A 17501-nucleotide genomic window follows, 5' to 3' on the forward strand; every position below is an offset into this window, starting at 1 on the left:
CAAAGACAGAACAGCAGTTGATGGCAGCGGATTCCGGTTTTCGGCCCGATGCTCTAGTGTCAGGACCCATTAAATTCATGCCATCTGCAGGAGGGATTTTGTGTGTGGCAAGGAGAGAAGCCTCAGGACATTTGTGCGTTTTCAAGGGCTTGCGACGCAGCCCAGGCACAAAATCCGTCCTGCCCGGCCCATGTGCGTGAACGGATCGCGTGAATTTAATGGGGCCTGACCCTAGCAAGATAAGATGCAGGCGCCCGGGAGGAGAGACGGGCGCAGGAGGAGACAGAGATGGGCTATTTTCTGACGGCCGATGGCGGCACGGAGAGCCTGCGCGCGCGCGTCTATGATCTGGACGGACGTTGCCTCGGCAGTATCGCCGTCGCCTATGAGACGAGGTTTTCCGCTGGCGCCAGGGCCGAGCAGGACCCGGAGGACTGGTGGCGCGCCTTCGTCTCCGCCGCCACAGGGGCAATCACCGAAGCGCGCATCGACCCGCAAGATGTCGAGGCGATCTGCCTGGCGACCACCAGCTGCACCGTGGTGGCGCTGGATGCCGATGGCAGGGCGCTGCGGCCTGCGATCATCTGGATGGACGTGCGGGCCAATCGCGAGGCCGATGCCGTGCTGGCAACCGGCGATGGCGCCTTGATCGCCAATGGCGGGGGGCAGGGTCCCGTTTCGGCCGAATGGATGATCCCCAAGGCGCTATGGATCGCGCGCAACGAGCCGGAGATCTTCGAGAAGGCTGCCACCATCTGCGAATATCAGGATTTCATGACGCTGCGGCTGACCGGCGAGCGCGCCGCGAGCCTCAACAACGTGACCTTGCGCTGGCACTATCAGACCGATCGCGGCGGCTGGCCAACAAGCCTGGTCGATGCGCTTGGCCTGTCGGTGCTGTTGCGAAAGTGGCCTGAGCGGATCGTGCCGCCCGGCGGCGTGATCGGGACGCTTTCGAAAAAGGCGGCTGAGGAACTCGGTCTTCCCTTTGCCGTCAAGGTGGTGCAGGGAGGCGCCGACGCGCTGATCGGCATGATTGGGCTTGGCGTTGCCAAGCCGGGCCAGCTCGCGCTCATCACCGGATCCTCGCATCTCCAGTTCGGTGTGACGGAACAGGCGGTCCATGCGCCCGGCATCTGGGGCACCTATCGCGATTGCGTCTATCCCGATCGCTACATTGTCGAGGGCGGCCAGACCTCCACTGGCTCCGTCATCGCCTGGCTCGGCCGGCTGATGAACGGCACGATGGATCTGGAGGAGATGAACCGCAAGGCGGCCGCGCTCGATCCGGGCTGCGACGGGCTCCTGGTGCAGGATCACTTTCAGGGCAACCGCACACCCTATACCGACCCGCTTTCGCGCGGCGCGATCGTCGGACTGACGCTCGCGCATGAGCCGCACCATATCTTCCGCGCGATCATGGAGGGGATCGGCTTCGGCACCCGCGCCATTCTCGATGCCATGGCGTCGGCCGGCTATCGGGGCACGGAGATCACCGTGGGCGGAGGTGCCGGTGCATCTGATCTCTGGCTGCAGATCCATGCGGACACCGCCGGCCTGCCGGTCTCGGTTCCCGCCTCGCGCGATGCGCCCTCCGTGGGCGCTGCCGTTCTGGCCGCTCATGGCGCGGGCCATTTCCTGTCGATCGATGAGGGCATCGCGGCCATGGTCAAGCCCGGCCGCCGCATCGAGCCGCGCCGGCGCGAGGCGGCGCTCTATGATGAGATCTATCAGCGTTATCTCGCGCTCTACCCGGCGCTGAAGGCGGTGGCGAACGCAGGACGGAGCGCAGCATGAGCGATGCGTTTCGTCTCGATGGCAAGATCGCGCTCGTCACCGGCGCGGCGCGCGGCATCGGTCGCGCGATTGCGGAGCGGCTCGCAGAAGCGGGTTGTACCGTTATTCTGGCAGACCGCGATGCGGAGGAGGCTGATATCGCCGCAGCCGCAATTTGCCACGCGGGCGGCCAGGCGATCGGTATGATGCTCGATGTCACCGACCGCGCAGGCGTCATGGCGGCGGCAGACGGGCTCCACGCCCGGTTTGGCGTGCTGGACGTGCTGGTCAACAATGCCGGTATCGTGCGCAATGCGCCTGCCGCCGAGATGACGTTCGAGGATTGGCAGGCCGTGATCGATATCGATCTCACAGGCGTCTTCACCTGCGCGCAGATCTTTGGCCGCGCCATGGTGCAGGCCGGGCGCGGCGCCATCGTCAATATCTCCTCCATGTGCGGGGAGATCGTCGTGCAGCCGCAGCCGCAGGCTGCCTATAATGCGGCCAAGGCGGGCGCCAACCTGCTGACCAAGTCGCTGGCGGTCGAATGGGCAGAGGCGGGCGTACGGGTCAACGCGGTTGCGCCGGGCTATGTCGCCACCGAACTGACCTTGCGCGGCCGCAGCAATACGGCATGGTTTACCGCCTGGATGGCTGCCACGCCAATGCGCCGCCTCGGCGAGCCGCGCGAAATCGCAAATGCCGTTCTCTTCCTCGCTTCTCCTGCCGCCAGTTTCGTCACGGGTACGGTCTTGTCCGTCGACGGCGGCTATACCGCTCTCTGATCTGAGGAGTTTCCCTATGCCGACTATCCATCGAACCGTGCTCGTCACCGGCGCCAGCCGCGGTATCGGTCGCGCCATCGCTATCGGCCTTGCCCGGCGCGGCTATGATGTCGCCGTCAACGATATCGACCGCCAGCGTGCGGCACTTCAGGAGGTCGCGGCCGAGATCGAGACGCTCGGCCAGCGGGCTTTGCCCGTCTTTGCCGATGTCAGCAGCAAGAGCGATGTGGTCGCGATGGTGGAAACGGTCGAAAGCGCGTTCGGCCATATCGACGCCATCGTCAACAATGCCGGTATTCTGATCTCGGGCGATGTGGCGGGGCTGAAGGAAAACGTCTGGGACAGCGTCATGGACGTGAACGCCAAAGGGACGTTCCTCGTGGTGCAGGCGGCCCTTGCCGGCATGAAGGCCCGCAAATATGGCCGCATCGTCAACATCGCCTCCATCGGCGGCAAGCATGGCGCACCGGAGCAGGCGCATTACTCAGCCTCCAAAGCGGCGGTCATGGGCTTTACCCGCGTGCTGGCGCAGGAGGTGGGCGTGGATGGCATCACGGCCAATTGTGTCTGCCCCGGCATCATCCTCACGGATATGGGCCGGGTCAATCTCGACGATGCCGCAATCCGCAAGGCTTGGCAGGAAAAGACCGCGCTGCGCCGCATCGGCGATCCCGAAGACGTTGTCGGCGCCGTCGCCTTCCTGGCGTCCGATGATGCCGCTTTCATCACCGGACAGACGCTCAATGTCGATGGCGGTATCGTGCTGAGTTGAGGTGAAGGCGCTAGCCGCAGCATCGCGACTGACGAATTATGATGACCTTGCAACGGTTCAGGTCTGCCATACGGAATCCGGTTGATCGCTTCGCGATATCTGGAGCTTCGTGGCAGACGCGCAAACGCCTCGTTACGTCATGCTCGGGCTTGTCCAGAGCATCTGCAAACGCAAGCGCAGCTTAAGTTCCATAATCATGATTATGTGATCTGATTGTGTAGCCGGGTACATTCTATTTTCAAGTGCGACACGCCAAGGATTCAAGAGCGTCATTTTGGAGATTGTGGCCTGTCGCGATGCCATGCCCACTTCACCCTCGCCGATCGCTGCCGCCTCCATCCGTTCATCGAGCAAAAGATCCCGATCAGCGACATGGCGCGCCAACTTGGCCGCCGGCGCTCGGCCGTCTACCGGGAAATCAAGTGCAACACATGTCGCGATTGTGATCTGCCCGACTACGACGGCCCGCAAAGAGAACGGCGAATTGGGTTTCTCTCACCTGGGCCAAACCGCTCATGGTTCTTGCCTCAAATATGAAGCCAAAGCGCGGGCTGGAAAAAGGGTCGCGGCGTTGCCCCTGAACCCAATTCATCTGTTGTTGAAATACCGCAGTTGCCATGCGGCGATGCCCTGCCCAGCCCCATCCTCTCCCGCTCCCGCCTCGTGCCTGCTATGAGATTGCGTGAAGAGCTTGGCGCATCACGAGGTTGGCTTTGCCTAAGTAAGACCCGGTCTCACTCCAGTTTCACCCAGAGGCGCGCGACGCAAGGTCGTGGCCTTGAACCATGTTCGTCGGGTGGTGGCGAGAGACCGGTCTGGCATTGTTTCCGTGCCATGCGCAGTCTTCTCTGCCGCAGCTCTTCACACACCCGCAATCCGCCATTCCGTGCCATTAAAGGCTGTCTCGCGCATCCCCTGGGGAACTTCCGAACGGAAGACCAGGACTTATGTGCACAATCCTTCGGGTCCGATGGACCCTGACGCCGCTTGCCGCGCCCCGGCCATGGCTTGCCTGCAGCGGATGCGGCGTGCCGCGCGCTTTTGAAACAACCGGCAAGATCCGCCTCAACGCCAATGGTCGCAAGCTCGATGCCTGGCTGATCTATGCCTGCACCAGCTGTGAGAAGACATGGAACCGGCCGATCTTCGAGCGCCAGCCGCTCCGTGCCATCGAGCCGTCGCTTCTGGCGCGGCTCCAGGCCAATGACCCAGAGCTGGCGCGCGCCGAGAGCTTCAACCTCGATGCCCTCAGGCGCAAGGCCCTTCGCATCGAGGAAAGCGCCGACGTAGCGATCGACAAACAGGTGGTGGATGAGATGCCGCGCTGGACCCGGATCGAAATCGCGATGGTCGCGCCCCATCCGGTCAATCTCCGGCTGGACCGGCTTCTCGCCCGTGAACTTCCGCTCTCGCGCAGTGGGCTTCCGGAACTGGAGCGACAAGGCCGCTTGCGCATCGCCCAAAGCCGCGGCGGCGCGCTGCGCCGGCGCATCGGCCAGGGGCTCGTCGTGATCCTCGATATCGCCGATGCCGCCGAACGCGGCGGCCTCTGGCGCGCAGCGGCGGCAGGCGCGTCGCCATAGCCTTGTGCCTGGAGGCCCGGCTCGCCGGGCCTCCAGCAGATCTCAGCGCGCAGGCGCCAGGACGGCTTTACGCCCTCACGCCGCCTCAGGCTTCCCATGCGTATAGGTCGCAATCGATTCCGGCCTCATCTCGATCGAGAAGCCGGGCAGCGAGGGCGGCATGTAGGCGGCGTTGCGGATTACGCATGGGTCGAAGAAATGTTCGTGCAGGTGGTCGACATATTCGATCACGCGCCCCTCCTTTGTGCCGGAGACGGCGATGTAGTCGATCATCGAGAGGTGCTGCACATATTCGCAAAGGCCCACGCCGCCGGCATGCGGCCAGACCGGCTTGCCGAATTTCGCGGCCAGTAGCAAGACGGCCAGAACCTCGTTCAGCCCGCCCATGCGGCATGAGTCGATCTGGACGATATCGATCGCGCCTTCGGCGATGAACTGCTTGAACATGATGCGGTTCTGGCACATCTCGCCGGTCGCCACCTTCACCGGCGCGATGGCCTCGCGGATCTTGCGGTGGCCGGCAACGTCGTCGGGGCTGGTCGGCTCCTCGATGAAGAAGGGCTTGCAGAAGGCGAGCTGTTTCATCCACGCGATCGCCTGGTCCACTTCCCAGACCTGGTTTGCATCGACCATCAGATAGCGGTCGGGGCCGATCACCTCGCGGGCGATGGTCAGACGGCGGATATCATCTTCCAGATCGCGACCGACCTTCATCTTGATATGGTTGAAGCCGGCATCGACGGCCTCCTGCGCGAGACGGCGCAGCTTCTCGTCGGAATAGCCGAGCCAGCCGGCCGAGGTGGTGTAGCAGGGATAGCCTTCGGCTTCGAGCATGGCGATGCGCTCGGCCTTGCCGGCCTCGGCCTTCTTCAGGATCTCAAGCGCTTCCTCGCGCGTCAGCGCGTCGGTCAGGTAGCGATAGTCGACGATGTCAGCGATCTCCTCCGGGCTCATGGTCGAGACGAATTTCCACACGGGAAGGCCCGCTTCCTTGGCCATGGCGTCCCAGAAGGCGTTGACCACCGCCCCGGTCGCCAGATGCATGGCGCCCTTGTCCGGGCCGATCCATCGCAGCTGGCTGTCGCCGGTCAGCTTGCGCCAGAATTTGCCGGGTGCGGCGCGCACCTCGGCCAGATCGGTGCCGACGACGAGATGGCGCATCGCCTCGATCGCCATGCAGCAGATGTCGTTGCCGCGGCCGATGGTGAAGGTCAGCCCATGGCCCGACAGATCCGGCCTGTCGGTTTCGAGAATGACATAGGCCGCCGAATAATCCGGATCCGGGTTCATCGCATCGGAGCCGTCGAGGCTGGCGGAGGTGGGGAAGCGCAGATCGAAAACGCGAAGATTGGTGATGCGGGTCATGGCGGTCTCCGGCAGCCTGAGGCCATCGCCTTTACCCAGGGTGCGATCCTGTCAGGCCATGGCACAATTTGAATGGTTTTCTGTCGGGGGTGACAGCTTTTCCGGACACGACGCCATCGCACGGGTCTGCCGGAAATTCTAAAAGCTCGACAAGGTCGCAGAAGCGACCATGCCGATGAGGATGACGAAGGCCAAATGGCTTGCTGCCGTCATGCTCTGGCCTCGCCCGAGCATCTGCAAGGATCGATGGGATCGAGCTCGGCAGATCCTCGGCACAAGCCCGAGCATGACGTCGCAGAAAGGGCCTGTTTGCAGGAAGCCTGACCCCGCCCGCTGATCAGCGGTCGGCGACGAAGCTCTGCTTCTGCGTGCCCAGGCCCTCGATGCCGAGCTCGACGACATCGCCGGCCTTGAGGTAGCGCGGCGGCTTCATGCCCATGCCGACGCCGGGGGGCGTGCCGGTGGAGATGACATCGCCGGGATGCAGCGACATGAACTGCGAGAGATAGGAGACCAGGAAGGCGATGCCGTAGACCATGGTGGCCGAGGTGCCGTTCTGCATCGTCTCGCCATTGACCTTCAGCCACATATTGAGGTTCTGCGGGTCGGCCACCTCGTCCTTCGTCACCAGCCAGGGGCCGATCGGGCCGAAGGTGTCGCAGGACTTGCCCTTGGTCCATTGCCCCGCGCGCTCGGTCTGGAAGGCGCGCTCGGACACGTCGTGGCTGACGCAGTAGCCGGCCACGTAATCCAGCGCTTCGGCCTCGCTGACATATTTGGCGGTCTTGCCGATGACCACGCCGAGCTCGACCTCCCAGTCGGTCTTTTCCGAACCGCGGGGAATGATCACATTGTCATTAGGGCCGACGATCGCCGAGGTCGCCTTCATGAAGATCACCGGCTCGGGCGGAACGGCCATGCCGGATTCGGCAGCATGGTCGGAGAAGTTGAGGCCGATGCAGATGAACTTGCCGGTGCCGGCCACGCAGGGGCCGAGGCGCGTTCCGGCATCCACAACCGGCAGGCCGGAGAGATCGATGGCGGAGAGGCTGGCCAGCGCATCGGGCGCGAGTGCTGCGCCGGAGAAGTCGGTCAGATGACCGGAGAGATCGCGGATCGTGCCGTCATCGGCCAGAAGGCCGGGCTTTTCAGCACCGGGGGCGCCAAAGCGGAGGAGTTTCATCGTTCAATCCTTGTCAGCAAATTCAGTTCAGAGCGACCAGCCGCCGTCGATGCAATAGGCCTGGCCCGTCGTATAGGTGGCGCCGGCCAGATGCACGGCGAGATCGGCGATCTCCTCCGGCGTGCCGAGCCGGCCCATGGGCTGGCGGGCGATGAAGGCGGCACGCGCCGTCTCGTAATCACCCTGGGCGCGCATGCGGCCTTCGAGCGAGGGGCTTTCCACCGTGCCTGGGCAGATTGCATTGCAGCGGATGCCCTTGGCGACGTAATCGGCGGCCACCGACTTGGTCAGGCCGATCACGGCGGCCTTGGTCAGACCGTAGGCGCAGCGGTTCGGCACGCCCTTCACGGAGGAGGCGACCGAGGCCATGTTGATGATGGCGCCCTCGCCGCGCTCCAGCATGCCCGGCAGCACGGCCTGGATGGTGCTGATCATCGCACGCACATTGAGATCGAAGGCGAAATCCAGATCCTTGTCGGTGATCTCGAGCACCGAGCCGTTGTGCACCACGCCGGCGCAGTTGAACAGCACGTCCACCGCACCGGTCTCGGCGAAGAAGGCGGACACGGCCGCGCCGTCGAGCACGTCGAGCTTGCGCGTCTTGATCGATGCCTCTTCGGCGAGGCTCGAAAGCGCCGCCTCGTTCACGTCGGTGGCATGGACCGTGGCGCCGGCGCGGGCGAAAGCGAGCGCGCTGGCGCGGCCGATGCCCTGGCCGGCGGCGGTGATCACCACGACCTTGCCTTGAAGTTTGTCTGTCATTGCTTGGCTCCTCACTGCCGCCTACGGCCCGCTTTGCCGGCCGGTCACGGCGCGTGCGACTATTGATGATCAATCCGAAACATTCCACCGGATAAGGCCGGGGCGCGGCAAATATTGCCTGCGCCCGGCCCTGCCCGCCTCAATCCATATGGAAGACTTCATCCATCATCGCCCACCACTCGCCCTCTTTGCGCGTGTCGAGCGGCTTCTGGCAGGGAATGCAGAAGGACCACCATTCCTGGTTCTTGGGGTCGGCCGCCATCTTGGCCATGTCGGCCTCGAAATCGGACCCGTGATATTCCCAGACACCGAACAGCAGGTTCTCGGGCTCCCGCAGGAAGATGGAGTAGTTCTTGATGTTGCAGCGGGAAATCAGGTCGAGGATCTCCGGCCAGACCGCCGCATGCAGCCGCTTGTATTCGTCCACCTTGCCCGGCTGCAGGCCGATCATCATGCCCATTCTCTGCATGTCCGTCTCCCTTACAAACGATAGAAGCGGCGGGCATTGCCGCCGAAAACCTGCTCATGCGCCGCCTCGGGCACGATGGCGCGGCACTGGGCAAGCCAGGCGCCGTACTCCGTGACCAGGCGCAGCACCGGCCAGTCGCTGCCCCAGATCAGCCGCTCGGGGCCGAACAGGTCGAACAGCGTGTCGGCATAGGGGCGGATCGCCTCCGGCCGCTGTTCGCCCGCCTCTACCAGGAGACCGGAAAGCTTGCAGCAGACCTCGGGCAGAGCGGCGAGCCGCTCCATCGCCCGGCGCCAGTCGGAATAGCGTCCTTCGGCAATCAGAGGCTTGGCGCCGTGGTCGATGACGATGGGCAGGCGCGGATGGCGCTCGGCAAAGGCGGTGAGCGCCTTCAGCTGGCGCGGCAGCACCAGCGCATCGAAACTCAGCCCCGCCTCCAGCATGGCCGAAACCGCCGGGTCGAGCGCGGGATCGTCGATCCAGTCGTCATCGGGCAGATCCTGCAGCATCGGCCGCAGACCCTTCAGCTTGGGCGCGCGGGCGAGTTCGGCGATCCGCGCAGGCGCATCCGCCGCCTTCATCTCCACCCAGCCGACCACGCCGAGGATGAAGGCGTGGCGCTCGGCCAGGTCCAGCATGAACAGCGTGTCTTCGGCGCGCGGCAGGGACTGCACGATGACGGTGCCGTCCACGCCCGATGCCTTGAGATCTGGGATGAGATCCTCAGGCGCGAAATCGCGATAGATCGCCGCCATCTCCGGCGGCGGCCAGCCGCCGGCGCGCTCGGCCAGGCGCCAGAAATGCTGGTGCGCGTCGATCAGCATCAGGCAGCCCCTGCTCCCGCAGACACAGGTGCGGTATCGATCGGCGTGTCGGGCGAAATCAACCCGCGCTCCTTCAGCCGCGTCCAGAAGGAGGCGGGAATGGTCTCCTGGAACCAGGCGATATTGGCCTCGATCTGACTTGCATTGCGGGCGCCGGAGACGACGGTGACGACGGCCGGATGCAGCATCGGAAACACGAGCGCCGCCGCCTGCAGGCTGACGCCTTCCTCGGCGCAGGCTGCCTCGATCTCCTCGACGCGGGCCATCAGTTCGGCCGGCGCGTCCTTGTAGTTGAACTTGCGGTTGCCGGCGAGGATGCCGGAATTGAAGGCGCCGGCGACGACGATGCCGACACCCTGCTCATGGGCGCGCGCCAGCATCGGCAGGCTTTCCTGCTCCAGCAGCGTATAGCGGCCGGCCAGCATGGCGGCGTCGATGTCGAAGACGTCCATCGCCTCGGCCACGGCCTGCCATTCGTTGACGCCGAGGCCGACGCCCTTGATCAGGCCCGCCGCGCGCAGCTCGCCCAGCGCCTTGAAGCCGCCGCCAGAGGTCAGCTGCGCCCAGTAATGCTCGTGCTTCTCGCCATGGGTGACGCGGCCGATATCGTGGATGTAGAGCAGGTCGGGCTTCAGGATGCCGAGGCGCTGCTGGCTCGCCTCGAAGGAGCGCAGGATCGCGTCATAGCTGTAATCATAGACCGGGCGGAACGGCAGCGGGCGGACATAGGTGTCCTCCTCCTCGCCCACGGTCTCGCCCGGCTGCATCAGGCGGCCGACCTTGGTGGAGACGACGTAATCGTTGCGCGCCTCCTCCGTCAGCATCGTGCCCAGCCGGCGCTCGGAGCGGGTATAGCCATAGAAGGGCGCGGTATCGAAATAGCGGATGCCGGCATTCCAGGCGGCCTGGAAGGCGCCGAGCGATTCGGCATAGCTCGTCCAGCGGTAGAGACTGCCCATCTGGGCGCAACCGAGGCCCATGGCCGTGAAGGAAACATCGCGATGACGCAGCTTGCGCCTGTCCGTGACGAGCATCGTCCCATCCGTTCAAGAATTGGAGCAGATCAGAGGCGCGGGCACGAGCCGTGCCTCACGTTCGGATCTGCCGTGAAAACAAGGAGATCGAGCGCCTCGGCCGGGACTTCCGTCCGCCGGCGACGCTCAAGGTCATGAGAAGGCGCGCGGGGTCGGCCCCGCGCGCCTCCGAGATCAGGCTCAGTAGAGAACGTTCTTGGCTTCCGGCTTGTCGATGTTCGACTTGGTGACGACGACGACACCGGTGTCGATGAACTTCTCGACCTTTTCCTTGCCGAGCAGCTTGACGAGCGTGTCGACGCCCTTTTCGCCCATCTGGTAGGAGCCCTGAACGATGGTGGCTTCCAGCGTGCCATCCTTCACGAATTCCTGCAGGTCCTGGTTGCCGTCGAAGCCGATGGCCACGATCTTGCCAGCCTTGCCGGCCTGCTTGATGGCGCGGCCCATGCCGATGGCAGTCGGCTCATTGGCGCCGAAAATGCCCTTGAGATCGGAATTGGCGGCCAGAACGTCGGTCGTCTGGTTCAGCGCGGTGGCCATCTGCGACTGCGAGTAATAGGGCCCGACGATCGTCAGCTTGGAATGCGCCTTGATATAGTCGGTGAAGCCACCCACGCGGCCGATTTCCGAGCCGGCGCCGGCGACGTAGGACATGACGGCGATCTTGCCTTCGGTGCCGACCTTGTCGATCATCGCCTTGGCGGCCAGCTCGCCGGCCTTCTTGTTGTCGGTGGCCAGGAAGGCCTGGTAATACTTGTCCGCATCCTTGGCGAGCATGGAGTCGATGATGACGACGGGGATACGGGCTTCCCAGGCGCGCTTGACAGCCGGCACCAGCGCATCCGGATCCGACGGGGCGAGCAGGATGGCGTCGACCTTCCGGTTGACGGCATTTTCGACCATGTTCACCTGATCGGCGATGGCGGATTCCGAGGCCGGACCCTGGAAGGTCATGGTGTGACCCTTGGCCTTGGCGATGGCCGCGTCGGCGCCCTTCTGCACGTTCTGCCAGAAAGTGGAGTTCACCGTCTTGACGATGACGGCGATTTCGCCGGCCGAAGCGCTGGATGCGCCGGACAGGGCGGCGACCGAAGCGGCGAGCGCGAGAACGAGTTTACGCATGATTTCCTCCTCATTGACCGGGACCCTGCCGGGGCCCCATGCGGGGGAAGGCTCCTCCCCTTCCCGTATCGTGAAACCTGTTTTCCAGGCATGCTCCCGGCTTCCTGAAAAAGCTGCCGGGGCTGTGTGGATGCTCGGGTCAAGCCCGAGCATGACGCATGCTGTCAGCGGCGGTTGCGGATCTGGTCGATCCAGACGGTGACCAGGATGACGAGGCCGATGATGATCTGCTGGATGAAGGCGGAGACGCCGTTCATGTTCAGACCATTGCGCAGGATGCCTATGACGAAGGCGCCGATGAAGGTGCCGGAAATCGTGCCCACGCCGCCGATGAGCGAGGTGCCGCCGATGACCGCCGAGGCGATGGCATCGAGTTCATAGGCCACGCCTTCGTTGGGCTGGGCGGTGACGAGGCGCGACATCAGCACGCAGCCGGTGAGCCCCGCCAGGGTCCCGGAGACGAGATAGGTGAAGGCGGTGACGCGGGTGACATTGACGCCGGAGAGCCGGGCGGCATCGGCATTGGAGCCGATGGCATAGATGTGCCGGCCGAGCACCGTGCGGTTCAAAAGGAAGCCGGCGGCAATGGCGATGACGATCATCAGCACGACCGGATAGGGAATGCCGGGGAAGCTGACCACCGGAAAGCCCTGGTCGTCGATCGATTCGATGCGGAAGAGCGAACCGTTGCCGAGCACGCCGAAGGCTTCGCCGAGGCCGGAGACGGCGCGCGCGCCCGTGATCTGCAGCGCCACGCCGCGGGCGATCAACATCATGCCGAGGGTGGCGATGAAGGGCGGCAGCTTCAGCCTCGTGATGACGAAGGCATTGATCAGGCCGCAGGCCGAGCCGGTGAGAATGCCGATCAGCATGCCGAGCCAGATCGGCGTGCCGAGATCGCGCACCGCCAGCGCCGCGACCACGCCGGCCAGAGCCAGCACGGAGCCGACCGACAGATCGATGCCGCCGGTGATGATGACATAGGTCGCGCCGATGCCGAGCAGCGCGATGGAGGTGACCTGCAGCGCGATGGTCATGCCGTTGTTGACGGTGAGGAAGGCGCTGGAGGTGGTGGCGAAGACGGCCGCGAGAATGACGAGACTGCCGAGCGCGGCGAATTTCTGGATGATGTCCTTCTGCCGGTCGCTCAGGCCCCGTCCGGGCGGGGTCTGGCGGCTCTGGATCGGCTCTTGCGGCTTGCCGCTGGTAATGTCTGCCATGATCTGTCGTCCTTATTCGCCGTGCCGGCTGCGGCCGGAGGCGTAAAGCATGATGTCTTCCTGCGATGTCTCGCGCGTGGAAAGCGTGGCGGTGATGCGGCCCTCGTGGAACACGGCGACGCGGTCCGACAGGCCGAGGATCTCGGGCAGTTCCGAGCTGATCAGCACGATGCCGATGCCGCGCGCGGCCAGTTCGTCCATGATCTGGTAGATCGCGAATTTCGCGCCGACATCGATGCCGCGCGTCGGCTCGTCGAAGAACATGATCTTGGGCTCGCGAAACAGCCATTTGCCGATGATGATCTTCTGCTGGTTGCCGCCCGACAGAAGCCGCACGGGCTGGCCGAGCGACGGCGTCTTGATGCTGAGCAGATCGACATAGCGCTGGCTGGCGGCGCGGTGGCGCTCGCGGTCGATCACGCCGGCGCCGCTGGCCACGGCTTCCATATTGGCCATCATCAGATTGGCATCAACAGGCATCTTCACCGCCAGGCCCTGGCCCTTGCGGTCTTCCGAGAGATAGGCGATGCCCGCCTCGATCGCCGAGCGGGGATCGGAAATGGACAGCGTCCGCCCGTCGAGCGTGATGGTGCCGGCATCGAATGGATCGGCGCCGAAGATGGCGCGCGCCACCTCGGTGCGACCTGCCCCCATCAGCCCGGCAAAGCCGAGGATCTCGCCGCGGCGGATCTCGAAGCTGATGTCGGAAAACACGCCGTGGCGCGTGAGGCCGGAGACGGAGAAGAGCACGTCGCGGGTCGGCTGGCGCGTCGGCGCGGGAAACTTCTCTTCCAGCGGGCGGCCGACCATGCGGGCGACGATGGTATCGACGGTGATGGCGGAAAAATCGTCGGTCGAGATATAACGCCCGTCGCGCAGGATCGTGACGCGGTCGACGATCTCGGCCATCTCGTCCAGCCGGTGGGAGATATAGACGATGCCGGTGCCTGCGGCCTTGAGATCCCGGATCACGCGGAAGAGCAGCTGCGCTTCCTGCTCGGTCAGCGAGGAGGTCGGCTCGTCCATGATCAGCACGGAGGCATCGAGCGACAGCGCCTTGGCGATCTCGACCATTTGGCACTGGGCAACGGACAGCGTGCGCACTTGGGCATGCGGGTCGATATCGACACCGAGCCGGTCGAGACAGCGCTTGGCGTCGGCAAAGAGCTTGCGGCGGTCGATCAGGAAGCCCCGGCGCGGCTCGCGCGCCAGATAGATGTTTTCCGCCACGCTGAGATGCGGCACCAGGTTCAGCTCCTGGTGGATGATGGCGATGCCGGCCGCCTCGGACTGGAGCGTCGAGGTGAAATGCACGGTCTGACCCTTGTAGACGATCTCGCCGGCATCGCGCTGATAGACGCCGCTGATGATCTTCATCAGGGTGGACTTGCCCGCGCCGTTCTCGCCGCAGACCGCATGCACCTCGCCGGCGCGCAGATCGAAGCTGACGCCCTGCAAGGCCTTGACGCCCGGGAACTCCTTGGCGACGCCCTCAAGGCTCAGCAGCAGACGCGCGGGCTCAGGCTCGCCAACGGCAAGCGGCAGTCTTCCCATGACGATGTCCTCCCTGGCGGCGCACGGCCCTCCAAGACCGTCGCATGCCTCTTCCTAAAGCGAGGCCCGCGTTTTGGTCAAGCCAATTTTTAAGATTATCTTGCTTAGGCAGATATTTTCGGGATTAATGCCCTAAAGAAACGACCTCATTTCATATTGGCCTGACCAGATGACCGACACCCGCCGCCTCTACCAGCAAATCGCCGATCAGGTGCGCCAGCTCATGCAGAATGGGCAATATCCGCCGGGCGCGCGGCTGCCGGCCGAGCGCGAACTGGCGCAGCAGCTCGGCGTTTCGCGGCCCTCGCTGCGCGAGGCGCTGATCGCGCTGGAAATCGACGGGTCGATCGAGATCCGCATGGGTTCGGGTATCTATGCGACCAGCCCTTCCCGGCCGCTGCCGGCCAACCGGTCGCTCGGCGAAAGCCCGATGGAGCTGATGCAGGCGCGCGCGGTGATCGAGGGGGCGGTGATCGTCCAGGCGGCCGCCGCCGTCACGCCGGAGGCTTTGTCCGGGCTCACGGATATTCTGGTCGCGATGCGCCGCGAGATCGACGAGGGGCGCAAGCCGATGGAGCAGGACCGGCAATTTCACCTGGCCATTGCCGATTGCGCCGGCAATGCGGTGCTGGGCGCCGTGGTGGCCCAGCTGTTCGACGAGCGCCACAGCCCGATGTCGGACCGCATGCGCGGCCGCTTCGAAACGCCGGAGACCTGGCGCGCGGCGCTGAACGAGCATGAGGCGATCCTGGCCTGCCTGGATGCCCGCAATCCGCTCGGCGCGCAGGCGGCCATGCACGCCCATCTCACCGCCTCCGGGCGGCGCTGGCTGGAAAGCTGAGAGTGGGCGTCCGGTCGGCCGCCTTTTGGTCGACCGCTTCCGTGGGCATCCTGTCATGCCGGCGGCCTGACAGTCTGTTCAAGACTTGCTGTTGGTGTGACGAAAATGGTGATTTCGAGAACCGGAGCGCTGAGCACCGGAAGCGCAGACATTGCCATTTGCAGGTGGCCAACGGCGATTATGGGACAGACTGTGAGCGTCAGAACTCTTCCCAATTGTCCTGCGCAACGGCTGCGGCACTTGCGGCCGCGCGGCGCGGCGCGGCGGCGCGCATCGGCGCGGGGCGCGCCTTGACCGACGCGGCGGTTGCCGCCATGCGCACAGGCGCCGGCGCGCGTGGCGCAGGTTGGGCCGGGGCCGCGGCAGGCGCAGCCTCACCCAGGCGGAACTGCGCGAGTAGGGCAAAGAGCGCCTCGGCCTGCTGCGCCAGGCTGTGGCTTGCGGCCGTCTGCTCCTCGACCATGGCCGCATTCTTCTGCGTGCTCTGATCGACCGTGTTGACCGACTGGTTGATGTTTCCAAGCGCAAGGCTCTGCTCCCGCATCGCCTTGACGATCGCATCTACATCGCCGCGAATCTCGCCGACCGAGCCGGAAATCTCCTGCAGCGCCAGGCCCGCCTTGCTGACCAGCGCCACGCCATTGGCCACATGCGCGCTCGATGCCGAGATCAGCGCCTTGATTTCCTTGGCGGCCGTGGCCGAGCGCTGAGCGAGTTCGCGCACCTCCTGCGCCACCACGGCAAATCCCTTGCCGGCCTCGCCTGCGCGTGCGGCTTCCACGCCGGCATTGAGCGCCAGCAGATTGGTCTGGAAGGCGATCTGGTCGATGACGCCGATGATGTTGGAAATCTCGCGCGCGGAGGTTTCGATCTGGTCCATGGCGTCGATCGCCTCGCGCACCGTCTCGCCGGAGCGTTCGGCATGCGCCGTGGTGCGCGCCACCAGCGTGCCGGCCCCTTCGGCCCGCCGGCTGGAATCGGCGACCACCGTGGTGATCTCTTCCAGCGCCGCCGCCGTTTCCTCGACGGAGGCCGCCTGCTGCTCGGTACGGCGGGCAAGATCGTCGGCCGAATGGCGGATCTCGTTCGAGTTGCCGGAGATGACCTGCGCATTGTCGGCAACGGTCAGCATCGCGGCCTTCAGGCGCTCGCTGGCCGCGTTGAAGTCCGTGCGCAGCTTTTCCAGCTCGGGGATGAAGGCCGTGTCGATCCGCCCGTTGAGATCGCCAGCGGCCAGCTCGTGCAGAGAGGCGCTCAGCCGCTCGACATTGTTGACCCGGCAGCTGACATCCGTGGCGAATTTCACCACCTTGACGATCCGGCCCTCGGGGTCGAACACGGGATTGTAGGAGGCCTGGATATGAACCGTGCGCCCGCCCTTGCCGATCCGCCTGAATTCGGAGGCGATGTACTCGCCCGCCATCAGCTTCGCCCAGAACTGCTTGTAATCCTCCGAGGCGGCATAAGACGGTTCGAGGAACATGCGGTGATGGCGCCCGACGACCTCGGATCGCTCGTAGCCCATGGTCTTCAGGAAGTTGTCGTTGATATCGACAACCGTGCCGTCGAGAGCGAATTCGATGACCGCCTGCGCCCGGCTGATCGCCGCAACGCTGGCGCGGCTGTCGATCGCCGTCAGGGTGGCAGCGGTCACGTCATTGGCGACCTTGACGATCTTGACGACCTTGCCGCCGGCACCTTTGATGGGATTGTAGTTGCCGCGAATATAGATCTCGCGCCCGCCCTTGCCGATGCGCCGGAACTGGTCGCAGTCGAACTGGCCGCCGCGCAGCTTGGCCCAGAATTCGGCATAGGCGGGGGAGGCCGCATAGGACGGGTCCAGAAACATCCTGTGATGCTGGCCGACGATCTCGGCCGGCGTATAGCCCATCAGGGAACAGAAATTGGCGTTGGCCTTGAGGATGGTGCCATCGGCATCGAACTCGATGATCGCCATCGACAAGTCGAGCGCCGCCATCATGTGATCGGCGCCGGAGGAGAAGAGACTGCGCAAGGAGACCTCCCGGAATCAAGACGCGCAAGCGCCGCAGCAGCGGACGATCAAAAGCATCTTCTTGAACGATGACTGCCGCCGCATTTCCCACCAATGCCGATCGTCAGCCCTGGTCACTTTATGTAAGCCAAGGGTTTAAGGACGGGTGAAAGCGCGCCCCGGAAATTGACCAGTTTATTGATATTTCTGCGATTATT

General features: G+C 64.6%; 15 protein-coding genes. 5 read left to right on the plus strand and 10 right to left on the minus strand.

The annotated features are described in order from the left end of the window. Window positions 1–288: 288 nt before the first annotated feature. The 4 genes from BJF92_RS13950 to BJF92_RS13970 all read left to right on the plus strand — a co-directional run bounded on the left by BJF92_RS13950 (window position 289) and on the right by BJF92_RS13970 (window position 4916). Window positions 289–1797, plus strand: a complete 1509-nt coding sequence (locus BJF92_RS13950) for an FGGY-family carbohydrate kinase (RefSeq protein WP_075635347.1) — start codon at window positions 289–291, stop codon at window positions 1795–1797. After that, on the plus strand, window positions 1794–2561 hold the full coding sequence (locus BJF92_RS13955) for an SDR family NAD(P)-dependent oxidoreductase (protein WP_075635348.1): 768 nt from the start codon (window positions 1794–1796) through the stop codon (window positions 2559–2561). The genes BJF92_RS13950 and BJF92_RS13955 overlap by 4 nt, the downstream gene beginning before the upstream one ends. A gap of 16 nt (window positions 2562–2577) precedes the next feature. Beyond that, window positions 2578–3333, plus strand: a complete 756-nt coding sequence (locus tag BJF92_RS13960) for an SDR family NAD(P)-dependent oxidoreductase (RefSeq protein ID WP_075635349.1) — start codon at window positions 2578–2580, stop codon at window positions 3331–3333. Window positions 3334–4361: 1028 nt separating this feature from the next. Next, the gene (locus tag BJF92_RS13970) at window positions 4362–4916 is read left to right on the plus strand and encodes a DUF1062 domain-containing protein (RefSeq protein WP_342585793.1); all 555 of its coding nucleotides are present in this window, start codon (window positions 4362–4364) and stop codon (window positions 4914–4916) included. A 75-nt stretch (window positions 4917–4991) separates the two neighbouring features. Here the strand turns inward: BJF92_RS13970 and BJF92_RS13975 are convergent, their stop codons facing one another. From BJF92_RS13975 to BJF92_RS14015, 9 genes are all read right to left on the minus strand, one after another. Then, complete coding sequence (locus BJF92_RS13975) at window positions 4992–6281, minus strand: L-fuconate dehydratase (RefSeq protein WP_075635352.1); 1290 nt, start codon at window positions 6279–6281, stop codon at window positions 4992–4994. A gap of 337 nt (window positions 6282–6618) precedes the next feature. Next, window positions 6619–7464, minus strand: a complete 846-nt coding sequence (locus BJF92_RS13980) for a fumarylacetoacetate hydrolase family protein (RefSeq protein WP_075635353.1) — start codon at window positions 7462–7464, stop codon at window positions 6619–6621. A 27-nt stretch (window positions 7465–7491) separates the two neighbouring features. Continuing rightward, window positions 7492–8226 carry an SDR family oxidoreductase gene (locus BJF92_RS13985; RefSeq protein ID WP_075635354.1) on the minus strand — a complete coding sequence of 245 codons (735 nt, stop codon included), beginning with the start codon at window positions 8224–8226 and terminating at the stop codon, window positions 7492–7494. Between the two features lie 139 nt (window positions 8227–8365). After that, a complete protein-coding gene (locus BJF92_RS13990; RefSeq protein WP_075635355.1) occupies window positions 8366–8695 on the minus strand; it encodes an L-rhamnose mutarotase in 330 nt (109 codons plus the stop codon). An 11-nt stretch (window positions 8696–8706) separates the two neighbouring features. Then, on the minus strand, window positions 8707–9519 hold the full coding sequence (locus BJF92_RS13995) for an amidohydrolase family protein (RefSeq protein WP_075635356.1): 813 nt from the start codon (window positions 9517–9519) through the stop codon (window positions 8707–8709). Next, a complete protein-coding gene (locus BJF92_RS14000; protein ID WP_075635357.1) occupies window positions 9519–10553 on the minus strand; it encodes an aldo/keto reductase in 1035 nt (344 codons plus the stop codon). The genes BJF92_RS13995 and BJF92_RS14000 overlap by 1 nt, the downstream gene beginning before the upstream one ends. Before the next feature lie 180 nt (window positions 10554–10733). Next, window positions 10734–11675 carry an ABC transporter substrate-binding protein gene (locus BJF92_RS14005; protein WP_075635358.1) on the minus strand — a complete coding sequence of 314 codons (942 nt, stop codon included), beginning with the start codon at window positions 11673–11675 and terminating at the stop codon, window positions 10734–10736. A gap of 164 nt (window positions 11676–11839) precedes the next feature. Beyond that, window positions 11840–12895 (minus strand): ABC transporter permease, encoded by a 1056-nt coding sequence (locus BJF92_RS14010; protein WP_075635359.1) that lies wholly within the window; start codon window positions 12893–12895, stop codon window positions 11840–11842. A gap of 12 nt (window positions 12896–12907) precedes the next feature. Beyond that, window positions 12908–14449, minus strand: a complete 1542-nt coding sequence (locus BJF92_RS14015) for a sugar ABC transporter ATP-binding protein (RefSeq protein WP_075635360.1) — start codon at window positions 14447–14449, stop codon at window positions 12908–12910. A 169-nt stretch (window positions 14450–14618) separates the two neighbouring features. On the opposite strand from BJF92_RS14015, the gene BJF92_RS14020 reads away from it, so the two are divergent. Beyond that, entirely contained in the window at window positions 14619–15290 is a 672-nt protein-coding gene (locus BJF92_RS14020; RefSeq protein WP_075635361.1) for a FadR/GntR family transcriptional regulator, read from the plus strand. A 199-nt stretch (window positions 15291–15489) separates the two neighbouring features. On the opposite strand, the gene BJF92_RS14025 is transcribed toward BJF92_RS14020, so the two are convergent. Next, window positions 15490–17268, minus strand: a complete 1779-nt coding sequence (locus BJF92_RS14025; protein WP_075635542.1) for a methyl-accepting chemotaxis protein — start codon at window positions 17266–17268, stop codon at window positions 15490–15492. Between the last annotated feature and the right edge of the window lie 233 nt (window positions 17269–17501).

It is taken from the genome of Xaviernesmea rhizosphaerae, assembly GCF_001938945.1.
Taxonomy (GTDB): domain Bacteria; phylum Pseudomonadota; class Alphaproteobacteria; order Rhizobiales; family Rhizobiaceae; genus Xaviernesmea; species Xaviernesmea rhizosphaerae.

What these genes read in the sequence shown, in the direction of transcription:
- BJF92_RS13950 (WP_075635347.1), top strand. Translation starts at nt 289, where the DNA reads ATGGGCTATTTTCTGACGGCCGATGGCGGCACGGAGAGCCTGCGCGCG.
- BJF92_RS13955 (WP_075635348.1), top strand. Translation starts at nt 1,794, where the DNA reads ATGAGCGATGCGTTTCGTCTCGATGGCAAGATCGCGCTCGTCACCGGC.
- BJF92_RS13960 (WP_075635349.1), top strand. Translation starts at nt 2,578, where the DNA reads ATGCCGACTATCCATCGAACCGTGCTCGTCACCGGCGCCAGCCGCGGT.
- BJF92_RS13975 (WP_075635352.1), bottom strand. Translation starts at nt 6,281, where the DNA reads ATGACCCGCATCACCAATCTTCGCGTTTTCGATCTGCGCTTCCCCACC.
- BJF92_RS13980 (WP_075635353.1), bottom strand. Translation starts at nt 7,464, where the DNA reads ATGAAACTCCTCCGCTTTGGCGCCCCCGGTGCTGAAAAGCCCGGCCTT.
- BJF92_RS13985 (WP_075635354.1), bottom strand. Translation starts at nt 8,226, where the DNA reads ATGACAGACAAACTTCAAGGCAAGGTCGTGGTGATCACCGCCGCCGGC.
- BJF92_RS13990 (WP_075635355.1), bottom strand. Translation starts at nt 8,695, where the DNA reads ATGCAGAGAATGGGCATGATGATCGGCCTGCAGCCGGGCAAGGTGGAC.
- BJF92_RS13995 (WP_075635356.1), bottom strand. Translation starts at nt 9,519, where the DNA reads ATGCTGATCGACGCGCACCAGCATTTCTGGCGCCTGGCCGAGCGCGCC.
- BJF92_RS14000 (WP_075635357.1), bottom strand. Translation starts at nt 10,553, where the DNA reads ATGCTCGTCACGGACAGGCGCAAGCTGCGTCATCGCGATGTTTCCTTC.
- BJF92_RS14005 (WP_075635358.1), bottom strand. Translation starts at nt 11,675, where the DNA reads ATGCGTAAACTCGTTCTCGCGCTCGCCGCTTCGGTCGCCGCCCTGTCC.
- BJF92_RS14010 (WP_075635359.1), bottom strand. Translation starts at nt 12,895, where the DNA reads ATGGCAGACATTACCAGCGGCAAGCCGCAAGAGCCGATCCAGAGCCGC.
- BJF92_RS14015 (WP_075635360.1), bottom strand. Translation starts at nt 14,449, where the DNA reads ATGGGAAGACTGCCGCTTGCCGTTGGCGAGCCTGAGCCCGCGCGTCTG.
- BJF92_RS14020 (WP_075635361.1), top strand. Translation starts at nt 14,619, where the DNA reads ATGACCGACACCCGCCGCCTCTACCAGCAAATCGCCGATCAGGTGCGC.
- BJF92_RS14025 (WP_075635542.1), bottom strand. Translation starts at nt 17,268, where the DNA reads ATGGCGGCGCTCGACTTGTCGATGGCGATCATCGAGTTCGATGCCGAT.